Origin of the sequence: Nocardioides szechwanensis (assembly GCF_900103935.1) — a bacterium.
GTDB lineage: Bacteria > Actinomycetota > Actinomycetes > Propionibacteriales > Nocardioidaceae > Nocardioides > Nocardioides szechwanensis.
The window spans coordinates 751,366-767,316 of the sequence record NZ_FNIC01000001.1; the positions used below are offsets into that span (position 1 = coordinate 751,366).

13 protein-coding genes are annotated in these 15,951 nt (G+C 70.5%); 11 read left to right on the forward strand and 2 right to left on the reverse strand.

Going from position 1 to position 15,951, the window contains the following annotated elements; genetic code table 11:
• Positions 1-80: 80 nt before the first annotated feature.
• Together BLR90_RS03630 and BLR90_RS03635 are read left to right on the forward strand one after the other, a co-directional pair.
• The gene (locus tag BLR90_RS03630) at positions 81-2,018 is read left to right on the forward strand and encodes a hypothetical protein (RefSeq protein WP_091022608.1); all 1,938 of its coding nucleotides are present in this window, start codon (positions 81-83) and stop codon (positions 2,016-2,018) included.
• Between the two features lie 249 nt (positions 2,019-2,267).
• On the forward strand, positions 2,268-2,936 hold the full coding sequence (locus BLR90_RS03635) for a hypothetical protein (RefSeq protein ID WP_091022609.1): 669 nt from the start codon (positions 2,268-2,270) through the stop codon (positions 2,934-2,936).
• A 141-nt stretch (positions 2,937-3,077) separates the two neighbouring features.
• Here BLR90_RS03635 and BLR90_RS03640 read toward each other — a convergent pair whose 3' ends face one another.
• Positions 3,078-3,779, reverse strand: coding sequence for an MBL fold metallo-hydrolase (locus BLR90_RS03640; RefSeq protein ID WP_245715134.1), 702 nt, complete (start codon positions 3,777-3,779; stop codon positions 3,078-3,080).
• Positions 3,773-4,471 carry a maleylpyruvate isomerase family mycothiol-dependent enzyme gene (locus tag BLR90_RS03645; protein ID WP_170254186.1) on the reverse strand — a complete coding sequence of 233 codons (699 nt, stop codon included), beginning with the start codon at positions 4,469-4,471 and terminating at the stop codon, positions 3,773-3,775. Before BLR90_RS03645 ends, BLR90_RS03640 begins: the two co-directional genes overlap by 7 nt.
• Positions 4,472-4,565: 94 nt before the next feature.
• Here BLR90_RS03645 and uvrA point away from each other — a divergent pair, with 94 nt between their 5' ends.
• The 9 genes from uvrA (at position 4,566) to BLR90_RS03690 (ending at position 15,949) form a co-directional block, all read left to right on the forward strand.
• Entirely contained in the window at positions 4,566-7,565 is a 3,000-nt protein-coding gene (uvrA, locus tag BLR90_RS03650; protein ID WP_091022611.1) for an excinuclease ABC subunit UvrA, read from the forward strand.
• Positions 7,566-7,643: 78 nt separating this feature from the next.
• Positions 7,644-8,117, forward strand: a complete 474-nt coding sequence (locus BLR90_RS03655) for a Rieske 2Fe-2S domain-containing protein (RefSeq protein WP_091022612.1) — start codon at positions 7,644-7,646, stop codon at positions 8,115-8,117.
• Positions 8,118-8,142: 25 nt separating this feature from the next.
• On the forward strand, positions 8,143-8,571 hold the full coding sequence (locus BLR90_RS03660; RefSeq protein ID WP_091022613.1) for a Rieske (2Fe-2S) protein: 429 nt from the start codon (positions 8,143-8,145) through the stop codon (positions 8,569-8,571).
• 95 nt (positions 8,572-8,666) lie between these two features.
• Entirely contained in the window at positions 8,667-10,673 is a 2,007-nt protein-coding gene (gene uvrC / locus BLR90_RS03665; RefSeq protein WP_091022614.1) for an excinuclease ABC subunit UvrC, read from the forward strand.
• A gap of 2 nt (positions 10,674-10,675) precedes the next feature.
• A complete protein-coding gene (rapZ, locus tag BLR90_RS03670) occupies positions 10,676-11,554 on the forward strand; it encodes an RNase adapter RapZ (protein ID WP_091022615.1) in 879 nt (292 codons plus the stop codon).
• Positions 11,555-11,559: 5 nt separating this feature from the next.
• Positions 11,560-12,522, forward strand: coding sequence for a gluconeogenesis factor YvcK family protein (locus tag BLR90_RS03675; RefSeq protein WP_091023239.1), 963 nt, complete (start codon positions 11,560-11,562; stop codon positions 12,520-12,522).
• Between the two features lie 70 nt (positions 12,523-12,592).
• Positions 12,593-13,579 carry a DNA-binding protein WhiA gene (gene whiA, locus BLR90_RS03680; protein WP_091022616.1) on the forward strand — a complete coding sequence of 329 codons (987 nt, stop codon included), beginning with the start codon at positions 12,593-12,595 and terminating at the stop codon, positions 13,577-13,579.
• 173 nt (positions 13,580-13,752) lie between these two features.
• Positions 13,753-14,748 carry a type I glyceraldehyde-3-phosphate dehydrogenase gene (gene gap, locus BLR90_RS03685; RefSeq protein ID WP_091022617.1) on the forward strand — a complete coding sequence of 332 codons (996 nt, stop codon included), beginning with the start codon at positions 13,753-13,755 and terminating at the stop codon, positions 14,746-14,748.
• 1 nt (position 14,749) lies between these two features.
• Entirely contained in the window at positions 14,750-15,949 is a 1,200-nt protein-coding gene (locus BLR90_RS03690; protein WP_091022618.1) for a phosphoglycerate kinase, read from the forward strand.
• Positions 15,950-15,951 lie beyond the last annotated feature (2 nt).

A 15,951-nucleotide genomic window follows, 5' to 3' on the forward strand; every position in this document is an offset into this window, starting at 1 on the left:
ACTGGTGTGATTCTTGCGGCACTTCCCGCACCAATCTTCGCGCACCAGCCTTCCCTGTCTCCCGAACCGAAGGAGTCCCCGTGGCTTCCCCCACGGCTTCTCGCCTCGCGTCCCGCGTCACGTCGTCGATCCTCGGCCTCGTGCTCCCGGCCGCGCTGGGCGCCGCGCTCCTCGTCGTACCCACCATCCAGGCGACGCCCGCGACGCCCCCGGCGATCGACGCCGCCTCCCTGCGGCCGGTCGCCCGGGCGCTTCCGTCGCCGACGTACCGCACGTTCACGATCAACATCAAGCACGACCTCAACAAGGTGAAGGCGCTGCACGACATGAAGCGCGCCCTGACCCTGGGCGACGCGGGCGGCATGCAGGAGATGTCCGACGCCGAGGACCGCGAGTCTCTGATCCGGCTGTGCAAGGCGCAGGACTGGGGCTGGTACATGCCGCTCGAGGGCGGCGTGGCGATCCCGATCGTCTGGAACCGCGACCGCTTCCGCCTCATCGACGGCCACACCGTCAAGGTGCACGGGCCGCAGGAGGGGGTCACCCCGAGCCGCTACATCAACTCCGTGCGGCTGCGCGAGATCTCGACCGGCAAGGTCTTCGGCTACATCAACACCCACGTCATCTCCGGGGCCTCGCGCGACGCCCAGCTGTCGAACATGAACCGGATCCCGCGCCTGCGCAAGCACATGAAGATGCTGCGCGCCGAGATCCTCGGGCTCTTCCGCCAGACCGAGCACGTGTTCGTCAGCGGCGACCTCAACGTCAACTACCTCGCCGACCGGCGCCGCCAGAACCCCGGGCTGCCCACCGACGCGCTCGGCGACCTGGTCAACTTCGACATGCCGATGACCGGCTCGTTCAACCCGACCTCGCTGCTCGACTATGGCCTCTCGATCAAGCGCAACGGGGGACTGGTCAAGACCGACGCCAGCATCGTGAAGGGCTTCAACTCCGACCACTGGGCGATCCAGTTCACCTACCGCACGCTCGACCTCTTCGAGACCGGGCCGCTGTTCAACCGCCCCGTCGGCGACGTCTACGAGCGCCGCCGCGCCCTCGACCGCACCGTGCGCGCCGTGCTCGACGCCGAGGCCGGCGACCTGGTCCGAGTCGTGACCAGCCGCCTCGACGACCCCGACCTGGCCAACGCGCTCAGCGCGGCCCACACCGAGGGTGCCCTGGTCCAGGTGATCCTCGGAGGCGGCGCCCCGAGCGCGGCCGAGGAGCAGCTGGCGGCGCTGCTCGGCACCGACCAGACCCAGCCGTCGTGGCTGCGCCGCTGCGTCGGCTCCTGCCTGGGTGGCACCGGTCGCCAGGAGAGCAACTTCGTCCTGGTCAGCCGGGCCGGCGGTACGACCGAGCTGACCCTGGTGTCCTCGGGCCCGTTCGAGGCCGACGCCAGCATCCGCTGGGGTGACGTGTTCCGCTCCTCGTCCCCGCACGTCTACGCCGGCTACGGCACCGTGTTCGACCGGATGGCCCTGGACAGCACCGACACCGCCGCGAACCGCACCATGGAGCTCGGCCCCGGCTACCTCGCGCAGCTCTACCCCGTCCCGGCCCAGGCCAGCCGCGACCACGTCTACAAGGCGCTGCGGCCCGTGGGGTGCACCAACGCCCGCGGCCTGCACACCGACGACGGCCGCACCAACCTCCGCGTCGCCGTCCAGTCCTGGTCGGGTGCGCGGGGGCAGTGGCTCGCCACCCGCCTGGCCGTCCTGCAGAAGAAGGGCTGCGACGTCGTCGCGCTGCTCGGCCCGAAGGTGCTCGCCGGTGTGCGCAAGACGCTGGAGCGGGCCGGCGTACCCACGCGCTCGGGGCGGGTCGGCCAGAACCTGCTGGTCATCGACGGCCGCTACGGCGACAAGGCGCGCGGCCACCTGGTCTTCGCGGGTGGTCCCGGATGGACCGACCGTGGCCTCGGCAGCGACGGCGTCACCCTCGTGGCGACGTACGCCGGCTCCGTCACCGACTACCTCGATGGCTTCTCCAACGCCTGGTCGCACGCCGGCTGACTGTGGAGAAGGCGGTCTGAGACCCCTCTCATCCTCAGGATCTGTACCTGAAATCCACAGAACGGTAACAAAACATCCACATATGCGGTGGACTAGACCAACTAGATCAATATTTGGGTAACAGGTGACGTGCCGCCTCAGGGCAGGTTGAATCTTCTACAGCAAGTCCCCACATGACTGCCGAGGCCTTCCCCCCACCTGGTCGTTCCGTCCAGAGGAGGCCTCGGTGAGTTCTGGAAGGAGGGGGAAGTGATCACCTTCATCGCCATCGTCTGCGTGGTCGCCGTTGCCTGGCCGATCGCGTGCGGCGCCTCGTCCCCCGCCTCCGGGCGCAGCCGCAACCGCGACGCCGGCCGTCGTACCCGCTACGTCGAGGCCCACCCCCAGCACGCCAACTCCGGTGACGTCGAGCGGCGTCTCCTCGCGGCCGACCTCACGCCGGCCGAGGCCCGCCTCGTGGTGGAGAAGGCCGCCGCCCACGGCATCAAGCCCTTCACCATGTGGATGTGGATCGACCAGTACGACGCCAAGACGCTGGCCGTGGTCGTGACCGCCGACCTGGGTCACCACGAGCTGCTCGCGCACCTCGGCGCCGGCACCCTGCCCGACCTGGAGCACCTGAGGCTGTTCGCCTCGATCAACGGTCTCCCCCTGACCGAGCGCAAGCTGAAGACGCCCGTCACCGCCACCGTCGTCCTCACCGGCGGTCAGTACGCAGCCCACAAGGAGACCCAGGCGGCGGCACGGGCAGCGACACAGGCAGCGGAGACCCAGCAGCCGGTAGCGCCCCCCATGCCGCCGATCTTCGAGCCCGGCTCGTGGCCCTACACCGAGTGGGCTGCCGGCGAGCTGCCGCAGCCGCCCCGCACCGATGGACCCGAGCCCGAGGCCGGTTCCGGCGGGATCATCGCGGCCTGACCTGACCCGATCCGACCTGACCCCACCCCCCCACGGGTCAGGTTGTCAGGCAGCTGCGTCGTGCACGTCCCCCCAGGACGCAGCCACCTGACCTCCACTCAGGAGTAGGGGTCCACACGGACCCCTCTCCTGAGTGCGCGGCTACCAGCCGCGCTCGCGCCATTCCGCCAGGTGCGGGCGCTCGGCGCCGAGCGTCGAGTCGCCGCCGTGCCCGGGGTAGAACCAGGTGTCGTCGGGCAGGCCGGCGTCGGGCAGCGTGCCGAAGATCTTGGTCTCGACCTCGTCGATGAGCTGGGCGAAGGCGGCGTCGTCGCCGAACGTGTTGCCCACGCCTCCGGGAAAGAGTGAGTCGCCGGTGAACAGGTGCGGGTGACCGTCGGGGTCGCGGAACAGCAACGCGATCGAGCCGGGGGTGTGACCGGCGATCGCGATCACCTCGAGCGTGCAGTCACCGACCTGGACGGTGTCGCCGTCGCCGACGGTGCGGGTGACCGGCACCCCGGTCTGCTCGGTGATCGCGGCCGCGTCCGGAGCGCCGGCCACGACCTCGGCGCCGGTCGCCTCCACGACGGCGGCCAGGGCCCGGTGGTGGTCCCAGTGCTGGTGCGTGGTGACGACCGCGGTGAGGCCCCCTCCGTCGGCCGCGTCCCCGATGAGGGGGAGCAGCGTCTCGGGCTCGGAGGCCGCGTCGATCAGGACCTGCGAGCCGTCGGCCGTGCACCGCAGCAGGTAGCAGTTGTTGGACATGGTCTCGTCGACCGCGACCTTGGTGATCGTCAGCCCGCCCAGCTCTCGCACCTGGGGCCCGCCGCCCGGTGTCACGTCTCCTGTGTAGCTCACCACTCCTCGATCCTCGGCAGGTCGCCGTTGTCGCTCGTCAGTCCGTCGCCGTCACCGCGGCCGGTCAGCCACCACCCGAGGTCGGCGGCGCGGCCGCGGACGACGGGGGACTGCTCGGTCACGTCGCCACACTGCCAGGTCCCGTCGAGATCGGTCGGCGCGGCGGTGAAGGGCGCGGCCCAGCTGTCGCGCTTCACCATGCCGGCGAGCAGCCGGGTACAGAAGGACTCCGGCCAGTCGGACCTCGTGTAGTCCAGGCCCAGGTCGGCGTGGTGGATCTCCACCTCGCGCAGCCGCATCCCGGGGACGGCGTACGCCGTGAACGTGGGGCCGCCCGGCGTGCGCTCGATCCGGGTCGACCATGCCTCTTCCGGGACGGCGGCCAGGGCGTCGGCCAGCAGGGTGGTCGAGCGCAGCAGCCGCTCCCGCAGGGTGCCCGTGGCGGCACCGGCGAGCGCCTCGATGTCGCCGTCGCGGTGCTCCTGGGAGGCGTACATGGCGGTGGGTTCGCCCGACACGACACCGCCCAACGCGCCGGTGAGGCCCTCGGCGTTGAGCGCGAGGTGGGCGACCACGTGGGCCCGCGACCAGCCCGGCAGGCCGGACGCCCCGGCGTACTGCTCGTCGCTCAGGCCGTCGACGGTGCGGACCAGCCGCCCCGTCGCCTCCTGGAGCTCGTCGGTGATGGTTGACATGGCCCCATCCTGTCGCGCCGGCTCGAAATTCGGGACTGTCGGTGGTGCGTGAGAGTCTGAGATGGACATGTCAGGACGAGCTCGAAGGACGACAGTGCAGGATCAGCTCATCATCCGGGGGGCCCGGGAGCACAACCTCAAGGACGTCTCGCTCGACCTCCCGCGAGACTCCCTCATCGTTTTCACGGGCCTGTCCGGGTCCGGCAAGTCGTCGCTGGCGTTCGACACCATCTTCGCTGAGGGGCAGCGACGCTACGTCGAGTCGCTGTCGGCCTACGCGCGCCAGTTCCTGGGCCAGATGGACAAGCCCGACGTCGACTTCATCGAGGGCCTGTCCCCGGCCGTCTCGATCGACCAGAAGTCCACCAGCAAGAACCCTCGCTCCACTGTCGGCACGATCACCGAGGTCTACGACTACCTCCGGCTGCTCTACGCGCGCGCCGGGCGGCCGCACTGCCCCACCTGCGGGTCGCCGATCGAGCGGCAGACGCCGCAGCAGATCGTCGACAAGGTGCTGTCCCTCGAGGAGGGGCGCCGCTTCCAGGTGCTGGCCCCGGTCATCCGTGGTCGCAAGGGCGAATACCTCGAGCTCTTCCGGCAGCTGCAGACCCAGGGCTTCTCCCGGGCCCGGGTCAACGGCGAGACCTACTCGCTGGACGAGCCACCGAAGCTCGACAAGCAGAAGAAGCACACGATCGAGGTCGTGGTCGACCGGCTCGCGGTCAAGGAGACCTCCAAGCGCCGGCTGACCGACTCGGTCGAGACCGCGCTCGGCCTGGCCGGCGGCCTGGTGCTGCTCGACTTCGTCGACCTCGACGCCATGGACCCTGAGCGCGAGATGCGCTTCAGCGAGAAGATGTCGTGCCCCAACGACCACCCGATCGACACCGACGAGCTCGAGCCCCGCTCGTTCTCGTTCAACTCCCCGTTCGGCGCCTGCCCCGCGTGCCACGGCATCGGCACTCGGATGGAGGTCGACCCCGAGCTCGTCGTACCCGACCCGACGGCCACCCTCGGCGAGGGCGCGATCCAGCCGTGGAGCCAGGCTCACGTCGCCGACTACTTCCTCAAGCTCCTCGCCGCACTGGGGGAGGAGCTCGGCTTCGACCTCAACACCCCGTGGGAAGACATCCCCACCAAGGCGCAGCGCTCGGTCCTCGACGGCCACTCCACCAAGGTGCACGTCGTCACCCGCAACCGCTACGGGCGTCAGCGGGCCTACTACGCCGCGTTCGAGGGGGTCCGTCCCTACATCGAGCGCCGGCACCGGGAGGCCGAGTCCGACACCAGCCGGGAGCGCTTCGAGGGCTTCATGCGCGAGGTGCCGTGCCCGACCTGCGGCGGCAGTCGGCTCAAGCCGGTCTCGATGGCGGTGACGCTCGGCGGCCGCAACATCGCCGAGGTCTGCGCGCTGCCGATCAACGAGACCGCCGACTTCCTGCGCGACCTCGACCTGAGCGCGCGTGAGCGCCAGATCGGCGAGCGGGTGCTCAAGGAGATCCAGGAGCGGCTCAACTTCCTGCTGGACGTCGGTCTCGACTACCTCTCCCTCGACCGGCCCTCCGGCTCGCTGTCGGGCGGGGAGGCGCAGCGGATCCGGCTGGCCACCCAGATCGGGGCCGGCCTGGTCGGGGTCCTCTACGTCCTCGACGAGCCCTCCATCGGGCTGCACCAGCGCGACAACAAGCGGCTGATCGAGACCCTGGTCCGGCTCAAGGACCTCGGCAACACCCTGATCGTGGTCGAGCACGACGAAGACACCATCCGGGTCGCCGACTGGGTGGTCGACATCGGCCCGGGTGCCGGCGAGCACGGCGGACAGGTCGTCCACAGCGGCTCGGTCCAGGGCCTGCTCGACCACCCCGACTCGATGACCGGTCAATACCTCTCCGGGCGCCGTGAGATCCCGGTCCCCGAGATCCGGCGTCCCCGCACCAAGGGGCGCGAACTCAAGGTCCACGGGGCCCGCGAGCACAACCTGCGCAACGTCGACGTGGCGTTCCCGCTCGGGCTCTTCGTCGCCGTCACCGGTGTCTCCGGGTCGGGCAAGTCGACGCTGGTCAACGACATCCTCTACACCTCGCTGGCCAAGCAGATCTACCGCTCGCGCACCGTCCCGGGCCGGCACCAGAAGATCACCGGGCTCGAGCACGTCGACAAGGTGATCCACGTCGACCAGTCCCCGATCGGGCGCACCCCGCGCTCCAACCCGGCGACCTACACCGGGGTCTTCGACCACGTCCGCAAGCTTTTCGCCTCCACGCCCGAGGCCAAGATGCGCGGCTACCTCCAGGGCCGCTTCTCGTTCAACGTCAAGGGCGGGCGCTGCGAGGCCTGCTCCGGCGACGGCACGATCAAGATCGAGATGAACTTCCTGCCCGACGTCTACGTCCCGTGCGAGGTCTGCCACGGCGCCCGCTACAACCGCGAGACGCTCGAGGTGCACTACAAGGGCAAGACCATCGCCGAGGTCCTCGACATGCCGATCGAGGAGGCGCTCGACTTCTTCGCCGCCGTGCCCCCGATCGCGCGGCACATGAAGACCCTGGTCGAGGTCGGCCTCGGCTACGTGCGGCTCGGCCAGCCGGCGACGACGCTCTCCGGCGGCGAGGCGCAGCGGGTCAAGCTCTCCTCCGAGCTCCAGAAGCGCTCCACCGGGCGCACCGTCTACGTCCTCGACGAGCCGACCACGGGCCTGCACTTCGAGGACATCCGCAAGCTCCTGCTGGTGCTGGGCCGGCTCGTCGACCAGGGCAACTCCGTGCTGGTGATCGAGCACAACCTCGACGTCATCAAGACTGCCGACTGGCTGGTCGACATGGGTCCCGAGGGCGGCTCGCGCGGCGGCATGGTGGTTGCCGAGGGCACTCCAGAGCAGGTGGCGGCCAACCCCGACAGCTACACCGGCCACTACCTCGCCCCGCTGCTCGACGGCCGCGGCGCCAAGCAGCCGTCCCGGATGCTCGCGGCCCCCCAGGTCGAGCCGGCGCGGGGCCCCGCCCGCAAGACGACCAAGAAGGCCGCGACGAAGAAGCCAGCCGCGAAGAAGGCTCCTGCAAAGAAGGCGGCAAAGGAGCCGGCAAAGAAGGGCTGAAGGCCCAGGGCGCTCTCAGCGCGCTCTCAGTTTGCTCGGTAGTGTGTTCTTCAACTAGGTGACACCTCGGAGGATCAGATGGGCAGCTCAGGCCTCAGTCGGCGTCGGGCACTCACCGGCATGGCGGGCGTGAGCATCGGCCTTCCGGTCCTCGCCGCCTGTGGCGGTGATGACGAGCCAACGCCCGCCGGCGCCAGCGACCCGCCGACCCCATCCGCCTCGCCCTCCACGTCCGGCTCGGTCGACCCGTCGCCGACCGCCGGCGGCGCCGGCTTCGCGTCGACCGCTGACATCCCGGTCGGCGGCGGCGCGGTGTTCGCCGACGAGGGCGTGGTCGTGACCCAGCCCGAGGCCGGGACCTTCAAGGGCTTCGACGTGAGGTGCACTCATGCCGGCTGCCCGGTCAACCAGGTCACCAGCACCATCAACTGTCCCTGCCACGGCAGCAAGTTCTCCATCGTCGACGGAGTTCCTCAGGAGGGCAGCTCGGCCACTGATCCCCTCAGCACGGTCGCCCTCGACGTCGTGGGAGACCAGATCAGCCTCGCCTGACCCCCCTTCCCACCCAGGAGCCCCGATGCCTGACCGCCCGAGCTTTCAGCCCACCCGCCGCATCGTCTTCCACGGTCTCGGCGCCATCGGTGTCGCCGTCGCCCTCGCCGGCTGCGGCGGTGGGTCCGACGACGACAACGCTGCCGACAACGAGACCCCCGACGCCGGCACCGCGCTGGCCACCACCTCCGAGGTGCCGGTCGGCGGCGGGATCATCCTGACCGACCAGAAGATCGTGATCACCCAGCCGACCGAGGGTGACTTCAAGGCGTTCACGGCCGTGTGCACCCACGAAGGCAACACCGTGACCTCGGTCGAGGACGGCGTGATCGGGTGCAGCTTCCACGGGAGCTCGTTCTCTGCCGAGACCGGCGAGGCCAAGGGTGGTCCGGCTCCGTCCGCCCTGGCCTCAGTGCCGATCGACGTCAAGGGCGACCAGATCCTGGCCGCCTGACAGTTCCCACTGACCGGGATGGACGAGCGAAGCGAGTACTCCCAGTGGAAGGACGGAGTCCTTCCACTGTCCCCGGCGTTCCGTAGGGTTGAGGCGTGCCACCGACCCGCCCGTCCCGTACCTCCCGGGGTCCGCTGTCCTATCGTCCGGAGCCAGGCTCGATCCCCACGCAGCCGGGTGTCTACCGCTTCCGCGACGCCAAGGGCCGGGTCATCTACGTCGGCAAGGCGAAGAACCTGCGCGCGCGGCTGTCGTCGTACTTCCAGGACGTCGGCAACCTCCACCAGCGCACCGCCACGATGGTCACCACCGCGGCCAGCGTGGAGTGGACGGTGGTCAAGACCGAGGTCGAGGCGCTGCAGCTGGAGTACTCCTGGATCCAGGAGTTCGACCCGCGCTTCAACGTCAAGTACCGCGACGACAAGTCCTACCCCTGGCTGGCGGTCACGGTCGGTGACGAGTTCCCGCGGGTGATGGTCGGGCGCGGGGCCAAGCGCAAGGGCACCCGCTACTTCGGCCCCTACAGCCACGCGTGGGCGATCCGCGAGACCGTCGACGTGCTCCTGCGGGTCTTCCCGATGCGCTCGTGCAGCAACGGCGTCTTCAAGCGGTCCGCCCAGATCGGGCGTCCGTGCCTCCTGGGCTACATCGGCAAGTGCGCCGCGCCGTGCGTCGGCAACGTGTCGCCCGAGGAGCACCGCGCCATCGTCGACGACTTCTGCGACTTCATGGGCGGCCAGACCCGGCCGTTCGTGCGCCGCATCGAGAAGGAGATGTACGCCGCGTCCGACGCGCAGGACTACGAGCGGGCGGCCCGCCTGCGCGACGACCTCGGCGCGCTCGAGAAGGCGCTCGAGAAGCAGGCCGTGGTGCTCGGCGACGGCGCCGACGCCGACGTGATCGCGCTCGCCGAGGACCCGCTCGAGGTGGCCGTCCAGATCTTCTACGTGCGTGGCGGGCGGATCCGCGGCCAGCGCGGTTGGGTGGCCGACCGCGTCGACGAGGGCGGCACCCCCGAGCTGGTCGAGGACTTCCTGCTCCAGCTCTACGCCGGAACTCTGCCCGACGAGGGGGCGAACGCCATCCCGCGCGAGATCCTGGTGCCGGCGCTGCCGCCGGACGTGGCGACGTTCGAGACCCTGTTCAGCGACCTGCGGGGGAGCCGGGTGCAGATCCGGGTGCCCCAGCGCGGCGACAAGAAGAGCCTCCAGGAGACGGTGGCGCGCAACGCCGGGCAGGCGCTGGTGCTGCACAAGACCAAGCGGGCCAGCGACCTGACCACGCGCAACCGGGCGCTCGAGGAGATCCAGCTGGCGCTGGAGCTCGACGAGGTCCCGCTGCGCATCGAGTGCTACGACGTCTCCAACCTCCAGGGCACCGAGGTGGTGGCCTCGATGGTGGTCTTCGAGGACGGGCTGGCCCGCAAGAGCGAGTACCGCCGGTTCGTCATCCGCGGTGTCGACGGCCAGAACGACGTCGCGTCGATGCACGAGGTGATCACCCGGCGGTTCCGGCGGCTGCTCGACGAGCAGGCCCGGAGCCAGGAGGTCGCCACCGAGAGTGGCCCGATGCTGGTCGACCCCGAGACCGGCCGGCCCCGCAAGTTCGCCTACGCGCCGGGGCTGGTGGTCGTCGACGGCGGGCCGCCCCAGGTCGCGGCCGCCCAGCAGGCCCTCGATGAGCTGGGCATCGTCGACATCCCGGTCGTCGGCCTGGCCAAGCGGCTCGAGGAGGTCTGGCTCCCCGGGCAGGAGGACCCCGTCATCCTGGCCCGCACCTCCGAGGGCCTCTACCTCCTCCAGCGGGTGCGCGACGAGGCCCACCGCTTCGCTATCACCCACCACCGGTCCCGGCGCTCCAAGACCATGGTCGAGAGCCTGCTTGACGACGTCCCCGGCCTCGGCGAGGTGCGGCGCAAGACGCTGCTCAAGCACTTCGGGTCGCTCAAGAAGCTGCGGCTGGCCACGGTCGCCGAGATCGCGACGGTGCCCGGGATCGGCGAGCGAACGGCGACCGCCATCAAGGACGCGGTCGCCCAGGCCTCACCGACCGGCAAGACTGTCTCCGTCAACACCGCCACCGGTGAGATCGAGGAGTCCTGAGCATGCCCAAGGATCACCCCAGCGCCACCGGCGAGCTCGTCGTCGTCACCGGCATGACCGGGGCCGGCCGGAGCACGGTCGCCAAGGAGCTCGAGGACCTCGGCTACTACGTCGTCGACAACCTCCCGCCGAGCCTGCTCCCCGACGTCGTCAAGCTGGTCGATGACGGGCTCGGCCGCAGCCAGCGGATCGCCGTCGTCGTCGACGTCCGCTCCGGCTCCTTCTTCCACACCCTCCACGCCAACCTCGCGCAGGGCGCGACCGGTCGTCAGACCACCCTGGTCTTCCTTGACGCCACCGACGAGGTGCTCGTACGCCGCCAGGAGGCCGCCCGCCGCCCCCACCCGCTCCAGGGCACCGGCCGGCTCCTCGACGGCCTGCAGCGCGAGCGCACCGTCCTCGCCGACCTGCGCAGCGACGCCGACCTCCTCATCGACACCACGGCGCTCAACGTCCACCAGCTCACCGACCGGATCGGTGAGGCCTTCGGCTCGGCCGAGACGATGCGGCTGAGCGTCAACGTGATCAGCTTCGGCTTCAAGTACGGCATCCCCATCGACGCCGACTTCGTCGCCGACATGCGCTTCCTGCCCAACCCGTTCTGGGTGCCCGAGCTGCGCGCCGGGACCGGCCAGGACGTCGCCGTCGCCGACTACGTGCGGGCCCAGGACGGCGCCGACGAGTTTCTCGACGGCTACGTGCCGGTCCTGGCGCGGGTCGCCGCCGGCTACCTGCGCGAGGGCAAGCGCTTCATGCGGGTCGCCATCGGCTGCACCGGCGGCAAGCACCGCAGCGTGGCGATGAGCGAGGAGATCGCGCGCCGTCTCGTGGCCGACGGGCTCGACGTACGCGTGACCCACCGCGACCTGGGACGCGAGTGACCGAGATGCGCGCGCAGTCGGTGGTCGCCTTCGGCGGCGGCCACGGCCTCCACGCGTCGTTGACGGCGCTGCGGCTGCTCGTGGACGACCTCACCGTCGACGACCTGACCGCCGTCGTCACCGTCGCCGACGACGGCGGCTCGTCGGGGCGGCTGCGCGGGGAGTTCGGGGTGCTGCCACCGGGCGACCTGCGGATGGCGCTGGCGGCGCTCTGCGGCAACGACACGTGGGACGTCACCTGGTCGCGCGTCCTCCAGCACCGCTTCGAGGGCGCGGGCGAGATGCGCGGCCACGTCGTGGGCAACCTGCTGATCGTGAGCCTGTGGGAGCTGCTCGGCGACCACGTCCAAGCGCTCGACTGGGTCGGACGGCTGCTTGGTGCCAAGGGACGGGTGCTGCCGATGGCGCTGACCCCCATGGTGATCACCGCCGAGGTGGCCGGGCTGACCCCCGACGACCCTGACGCGCGGGTCACGGTCCGGGGACAGGTCGAGGTCGCGACCACCGAGGGGCGGATCACCTCGATCGGACTGGAGCCCGCCGACCCGACCGTGTGTCCCGAGTCGGTGGCCGCCGTCCACGCCGCCGACTGGCTGGTGCTCGGTCCGGGCTCGTGGTTCACCTCGGTCATTCCGCACCTGATGATCCCCGCGCTGCGCGAGGCGATCGTGACCAGCGACGCCCGGCTGGTCGTGGTGCTCAACCTCGAGGAGCAGCCGGGGGAGACCATCGGGCTCGGCCCCGGAGACCACCTGGCCACCCTCATCGAGCACGCACCCGATCTGAAGCCCTACGCCGTCCTCGCCGACCGCCGCTCCGTCGGGGCCGACGCCGACACGTTGGCGGCGACCGTCGCGGCGTACGGCGCCCGGCTGGTGCTCGACGACGTGATGGTCGACGACGGGTCCCCACGGCACGACCCCGCCAAGCTGGCCGCGGCCTATGCGCGGATCTTCGCCGACTCCTAGCCCCAGCCCGGCCCCAGCCCGGCCCCGGCCTGCCCACGAGGGTGATTGACGCGCGTGCAAGGATCGCCCCATGGCAATGACGGCCCAGGTGAAGGCGGAGCTGTCCAGCACCCAGATCACGAAGACCTGCTGCCGCAAGGCCGAGGTCGCCTCGATGCTGAGGTTCGCCGGCGGGCTCCACATCGTCAGCGGCAAGATCGTCGTCGAGGCCGAGCTGGACACCGGCGCTGCGGCACGTCGGCTGCGCAAGGACATCGCCGAGGTCTACGGCCACAGCTCTGACGTGGTCATGGTGCAGGGCGCCGGGATCCGCAAGGGCAGCCGCTACATCGTGCGCGTCACCAAGGACGGCGAGGCCCTGGCCCGCCAGACCGGACTGCTCGACCAGCGTGGCCGGCCCGTGCGCGGGTTGCCTCCGGCCGTTGTCTCCGGAGGCGGCTGTGACGCCGTGGCCGCCTGGCGCGGCGCCTTCCTCGCGCACGGCTCGCTGACCGAGCCCGGACGCTCGTCGTCCCTCGAGGTCACCTGCCCCGGCCCCGAGGCCGGGCTCGCCCTGGTCGGCGTGGCCCGTCGCCTGGGCATCCAGGCCAAGGCCCGCGAGGTCCGCGGTGTCGACCGCGTCGTGATCCGCGACGGCGACGCGATCGGCCAGCTCCTGACCCGCCTCGGTGCCCACGAGGCGCTGATGGCCTGGGAGGAGCGCCGGATGCGGCGCGAGGTGCGGGCGACCGCCAACCGTCTCGCCAACTTCGACGACGCCAACCTGCGCCGCTCGGCCCGCGCCGCGGTCGCGGCCGGCGCCCGCGTGGAGCGCGCGCTCGAGATCCTCGGCGACGAGATCCCCGACCACCTCAAGCTCGCCGGCTCCCTGCGGCTCGAGCACAAGCAGGCCTCGCTCGAGGAGCTCGGCCAGCTGCACGAGCCGGTGCTCACCAAGGACGCCATCGCCGGGCGCATCCGCCGGCTGCTGGCCATGGCCGACAAGCGCGCCGAGGAGCTCGGCATCCCCGACACCGAGGCGTCGCTGACGCCCGAGATGCTCGCCGACGAGGTCTGAGGCCGGGCTTCGGCCAGGCTTAGGTCCCCCCTTGTCGGGACCAAGGTGAGTTACCCGTTGGTACCGCGGGACGACAGGCTGGATGTACAGACTGAACCGATAGGGTCGAACGCGACGCGGCTCCACAGAGTCCCCGAGCGTCGCCCACCAGCTCACCGCTAGGAGCAATCGCAGTGACCGTACGTGTAGGCATCAACGGATTCGGCCGAATCGGCCGCAACTTCTTCCGGGCCGTCGTGGCCTCCGGAGCCGACATCGAGATCGTGGCCGTCAACGACCTGACGGACAACAAGACCCTCGCCACCCTGCTGAAGTACGACTCGATCCTCGGCCGCCTCGAAGGCGACGTGACCCACACCGACACCGAGATCACGGCCGCCGGCCACACGTTCAAGGTGTTCGAGGAGAAGGACCCCGCTGCCCTGCCGTGGGGCGACCTCGGTGCCGACATCGTGATCGAGTCGACCGGCTTCTTCACCGACGCGACCAAGGCCAAGGCCCACATCGACGGCGGCGCCAAGAAGGTCATCATCTCGGCCCCGGCCAAGAACGAGGACGTCACCATCGTGTTCGGCGTCAACGAGGGCGACTACGACCCGGCGTCGCACGCGATCATCTCCAACGCCTCCTGCACGACCAACTGCCTCGCCCCGATGGCCAAGGTGCTCAGCGACGAGCTCGGCATCGTCAAGGGCCTGATGACCACCATCCACGCCTACACCGGCGACCAGAACCTCCTCGACGGTCCCCACAAGGACCTGCGGCGTGCCCGCGCAGCGGCGACCAACATCGTCCCGACCAGCACCGGTGCCGCCAAGGCGATCGGCCTGGTCATGCCCGAGCTCAAGGGCAAGCTCGACGGCTACGCCCTGCGCGTCCCCGTGCCCACCGGCTCGGCGACGGACCTGACCTTCGAGGCCGGTCGCGAGACCACCGTCGAAGAGGTCAACGCGCTCATGAAGGCCGCGGCCGATGGCAAGATCCTGCGCTACAGCGAGGACCCGATCGTCTCCAGCGACATCACCACCGACCCGGCGTCGTGCATCTTCGACGCGCCGCTGACCAAGGTCATCGGCAACCAGGTCAAGGTCGTCGGCTGGTACGACAACGAGTGGGGCTACTCCAACCGCCTCGTGGACCTGGTCAACTACGTCGGCGAGACCCTCTGACGTGAGCGACCTCTCCTCCCTGGGCGACGTCCGCGGCAAGCGGGTCCTGGTCCGGTCGGACCTCAACGTCCCGCTCGACGGCACCACCATCACCGACGACGGCCGGATCCGGGCCAGCGTCCCGACCATCCGGAGCCTGGTCGACGCCGGTGCCCGGGTGGCGGTCGTCGCCCACCTGGGGCGGCCCAAGGGCGCTCCTGACCCGGCCTACTCCCTGCGCCCGGTGGCGGCCCGGCTCAGCGAGCTCCTCGGGGCTCCCGTCGCCTTCGCCACCGACACGGTGGGGGAGTCTGCCCGGCAGACCGTGGACGCGCTCGGGGACGGCGAGGTCGCCGTCCTCGAGAACGTCCGCTTCAACGCGGGCGAGACCAGCAAGGACGAGGCCGAGCGCGGCGCCTTCGCCGACCAGCTCGCCGAGCTGGCCGACGCGTTCGTCTCCGACGGGTTCGGGGTCGTGCACCGCAAGCAGGCGTCGGTCTACGACGTCGCGCAGCGGCTGCCGCACGCCATGGGCGGCCTGGTGGCCAAGGAGATCGACGTGCTGCGTCGGCTCACGGTCGACCCGGCCCGGCCCTACGTCGTCGTGCTCGGCGGGTCGAAGGTCTCCGACAAGCTCGGCGTCATCGACAACCTGCTCGGCAAGGCCGACAAGCTGCTGATCGGCGGCGGCATGGTCTTCACCTTCCTCAAGGCCCAGGGCCACGAGGTCGGCAAGAGCCTGCTCGAGGAGGACCAGCTCGACGTGTGCCGGTCCTACCTCACCCGCGCGCAGGAGTCGGGCGTCGAGATCGTGCTCCCCACCGACATCGTGGTCGACACGACGTTCCCGTCCGCGGGCACCGAGCCGCACCCGACCGTCGTACCTTCCTCGGAGATCCCGGCTGACAGCCTCGGCCTGGACATCGGGCCCGAGTCCGGCGCGGCGTTCGCCGCCGCGCTCGAGGGCGCCAAGACGGTCTTCTGGAACGGACCGATGGGCGTCTTCGAGGTCGATGCGTTCGCCGACGGCACCCGTGCCGTCGCCCAGGCGCTGACCGCGATCGACGGACTCTCGGTAGTCGGCGGTGGCGACTCCGCCGCCGCCGTGCGCAAGCTCGGCTTCGACGAAGCCGCCTTCGGGCACATCTCCACCGGTGGTGGAGCGAGCCTGGAGTACCTCGAGGGCAAGGAACTGCCCGGCATCACAGTCTTGGAGGACTGACA